This window comes from Mesorhizobium sp. M7A.F.Ca.CA.002.04.1.1, assembly GCF_004022805.1.
GTDB lineage: Bacteria > Pseudomonadota > Alphaproteobacteria > Rhizobiales > Rhizobiaceae > Mesorhizobium > Mesorhizobium ciceri.
Window position 1 is genome coordinate 1 of record NZ_RZPL01000667.1, and the last position, 3,133, is coordinate 3,133.

The 3,133-nt window shown below is 65.2% G+C and carries 3 protein-coding genes and 1 pseudogene; all 4 read right to left on the reverse strand.

The window, feature by feature from the left end; all coding sequences use genetic code 11:
- Positions 1 to 239, reverse strand: a pseudogene (locus tag ENZ75_RS26425) (hypothetical protein); the annotation flags it as partial.
- A gap of 74 nt (positions 240 to 313) precedes the next feature.
- Positions 314 to 1,867, reverse strand: a complete 1,554-nt coding sequence (locus ENZ75_RS26430) for an alpha/beta fold hydrolase (RefSeq protein ID WP_024503373.1) — start codon at positions 1,865 to 1,867, stop codon at positions 314 to 316.
- A gap of 113 nt (positions 1,868 to 1,980) precedes the next feature.
- Positions 1,981 to 2,292, reverse strand: coding sequence for a formate dehydrogenase subunit delta (locus ENZ75_RS26435; RefSeq protein ID WP_013528015.1), 312 nt, complete (start codon positions 2,290 to 2,292; stop codon positions 1,981 to 1,983).
- Positions 2,282 to 3,112: a formate dehydrogenase accessory sulfurtransferase FdhD gene (gene fdhD, locus ENZ75_RS26440; protein WP_024503374.1), complete on the reverse strand. Its 831-nt coding sequence runs from the start codon at positions 3,110 to 3,112 to the stop codon at positions 2,282 to 2,284. Before fdhD ends, ENZ75_RS26435 begins: the two co-directional genes overlap by 11 nt.
- Positions 3,113 to 3,133 lie beyond the last annotated feature (21 nt).

Here is a 3,133-nt window from a genome sequence, read left to right on the forward strand (position 1 = left end):
CCCTTAATCTCGGCCCAGGCGCCGGCGACGGCCACATCCGGCAGGGTCTTGAACATGTCCGGCACCGAGCCGAGCGTTGCCTCGATGTCCTTGTAGGCGGCCGCCGCGGACGCGTCCTCGGCCTTTGCGGGAGAGATGGCGAACAACGCGCCAACGCTTGCAGCGATCACAAGCAATTTGAGTGTCCGGTTCGACTTCAGCATTTCCTCCTCCGTTCGCAGCGCCTTTTCCAGCGACATCCGCCTAGCCTGCGTGGAGAGAATTGATAGCGCTTACCCGCCCATGGCCGCTTCGCCCGAAAGCGCCATGGCTCTCATGGCCCGTGCGGGCCAGGGTGCCTGGCCGAAAACGCCGCCGCCGCCGCCCGCGACGGCAGATCCAGCTTGAGCAGTATGTTGGCGACATGGCGCTTGACCGTGTGTTCGCTCAGCCGCAATTCGGCGGCGATCGCGGCATTGCTCTTGCCGTCGGCGACGAGGCTCACCACCTCGCTTTCGCGCGCCGTCAATGCGGCCGGCTCGGCGGTCTTGGGTTTGGGCCGGCAGGCGGGTTCCAGATGCTGTTCGGACGTCGCATGGACCAGCGCCAGCGGCTGCTCCAGCTCGTCGACACTGATGCGCCCGGCGTCGGTGAAATGCAGGCCCGACCCAGCCGCCAGATCGGCGATCAGACGCGACGCGATAATGTCGCCGCGGCCGGCATGGGCGGCCAGTTGCATTGCCACCCGCGCCGTCGTCCCAACGGGTGGACCGCGCACTTCGATCTCGCCGACATGCGCCCCTTGTGCGCTTGCCACGCCGATTTCCTGCGCCGCCTCGCGCAGCGCTGCCGCGCAGCGTATGGCGCGTGCCGGGCCGTCGAAGCGCGAAATCATCAACTCGCCATGCAGGCCCACAGAGCGCCCGCCATGGCGCCCGACCAGCAGCCGCCAGGTTTCCTGGAAGCGTTGGCTGCGTTCGCTCCACATCCGGTCGCCGAGCCGTGCCGTGTCGTAGATGCGTGTCACCAGCAGTGCGGCCAGCACGCGGTCTACTTCGCCCACGGCGCGTTCGCCGGTCAGGAATTCCTCGATCAGGTCGGCCACCCCATCGACATCGCCGGTCCAGATCGGATGGTCGCGTCCGGGAATCTCGACCAGTCGGGCGCCGGGGATCTTCTGTGCAAGGAAGCGGCTGGCGTCGGGGTCGACCCGCGCATCGTTGCGGCGATGGATTACAAGCGTCGGCGCGCTGATCACGCTCAGGATATGGCGGATGTCGACGTCGGCGTTCATGCGCGCCAGCGCCGCCGCCGCCGTCGGGCTCGCCGACAATCGTTCGAAACGTGCCCACCACTGGGCGAAATGCGCGTCGTCGACCCGGCTCGGCGCGAAATGGGGCAGCGTGGCGCCAGTGCCCCAGGCTGTCTCCGCCATCTCGATGAAAGCGTCGAGGCGTTCGGGCGACATCACCCATTTGTGGAAATGCGCATAGCCGCCATAGAGCGCCAGCGCCCGTGTCCGCTCCGGATAGGTGGCGGCGAACAGCATTGCCATCGGCGCGCCTTCGGAGGAGCCGAGCAGCGCCGCACGGCCGCTGCCAGCGGCGTCCATTACCGCGCGCACATCGTCTATCCGCGTCTCGAGACTGGGCAGGTTATGCGCGTCGACACGGTCGGACAGGCCGGTGCCGCGCTTGTCGAACAGGATCAGCCGAGAGAACGCCGAAAGCCGCTTCAAGAGCCTGGTGTAGCCCTCGTCTTCCCAGTGCAGGTCGAGGTTGGAAATGAAGCCCGGCACGAAGACGAGATCGAACGATCCCTGCCCGACCACCTGATAGGCGATCCGCACATCGCCGCTACAGGCGTATCGCGTCTCGATCGGCCTCACGAGATTTCCACCCCGGCCTGACGATTTCTGGTCGTCAAACCATAGCAGAACAGCGCAGATTGCGGCAGCTTAAACTTTAGCGATTGTGAATGTAAGTTGGCGCGGCTTGGCGGCTATTCCTGCGAGGCGGCGACGTCGGCAGGGGAGGGCTTGAGCCCGAGTTTGAGGTCGGCCGCAGCCGGCGTGATCGGTCGCTTGATCCTGGCGGAGGCGGCCACCACCAACTCGTTGAAGTTCCCGGTGCCGTCGTCCAGCATTTCGAAGAACTGCCGCCGCATCCTCGGCTCCCAGAACTTGTTGATGTGCTCGGCGACGCCGGCAATGCCTTCCTCGCGCGGCTTGGAATGGAAGAAGTCGGCGATCTGGTTTGCCATGCGCACCAGCTTCTCGGCAGTGCTCATAATGTGTTCTTCGTCATGCGACATGCTTGGCAACTCCGCAAATCACCCGGTCGGGGTGGGTGAAAATATCAAAATCGTCGCCGCGAACCAGCGCCACCAGCGTCATGCCGGACTCTTGCGCCGTGCGGATGGCAAGGGCGGTCGGCGCCGAGACGGCGATGATGAAGGCCGAACCGATAGAAGCCGTCTTCTGCACCATTTCGACCGAAACCCTGGATGTCACCACGACAGCACCGGATGCGCCCTCGATGCCGGCTTTGGCCAGCGCACCCGCCAGCTTGTCGAGCGCATTGTGACGGCCGACATCTTCGCGCGCCATGACGATGCCCTTGCCGGGCACATAGAAGCCGGCGGCGTGCACGGCTCCGGTCTCGGTGTGCAGCGGCTGCACTTTCGACAAAAGCTTGACCGAACGGACAATATCGTTGGCATCAAGCGTAAGCTTTGACACACCAACCGCATCGACCGAACGCATCGCTTCCTCGATCGATTCGATGCCGCAGAGCCCGCAGCCGACCGGACCCGCGAGCCTTCGCCGCCGCGCTTCGAAGCGCGTGTTGGCTCGGTCCTTCAGCCGGATCTGGATGTCGATGCCGGCGCCATGGTCCTCGACCTCGATGGTTTCGATCTCCTCCGGCGCAGCTACAATGCCCTCGGTCAGCGAGAAGCCAAGCGCGAAATCCTCGAAATCGGCCGGGCTTGCCATCATCACCGCATGCGTGGTGCCGGCAAAGGAGAACGCCACCGGCGTCTCTTCCGGCACCATGCGGTTCGCCGTAGCAGTGCCGCTGGCGCGGTGCGCCAGCCGCGATACCTGCGTCGTGGCTTTGCGCCGCGCGCTCAAGACTACTCCGCCGCCTGCAAA

What these genes read in the sequence shown, in the direction of transcription:
- ENZ75_RS26435 (WP_013528015.1), bottom strand. Translation starts at nt 2,292, where the DNA reads ATGTCGCATGACGAAGAACACATTATGAGCACTGCCGAGAAGCTGGTG.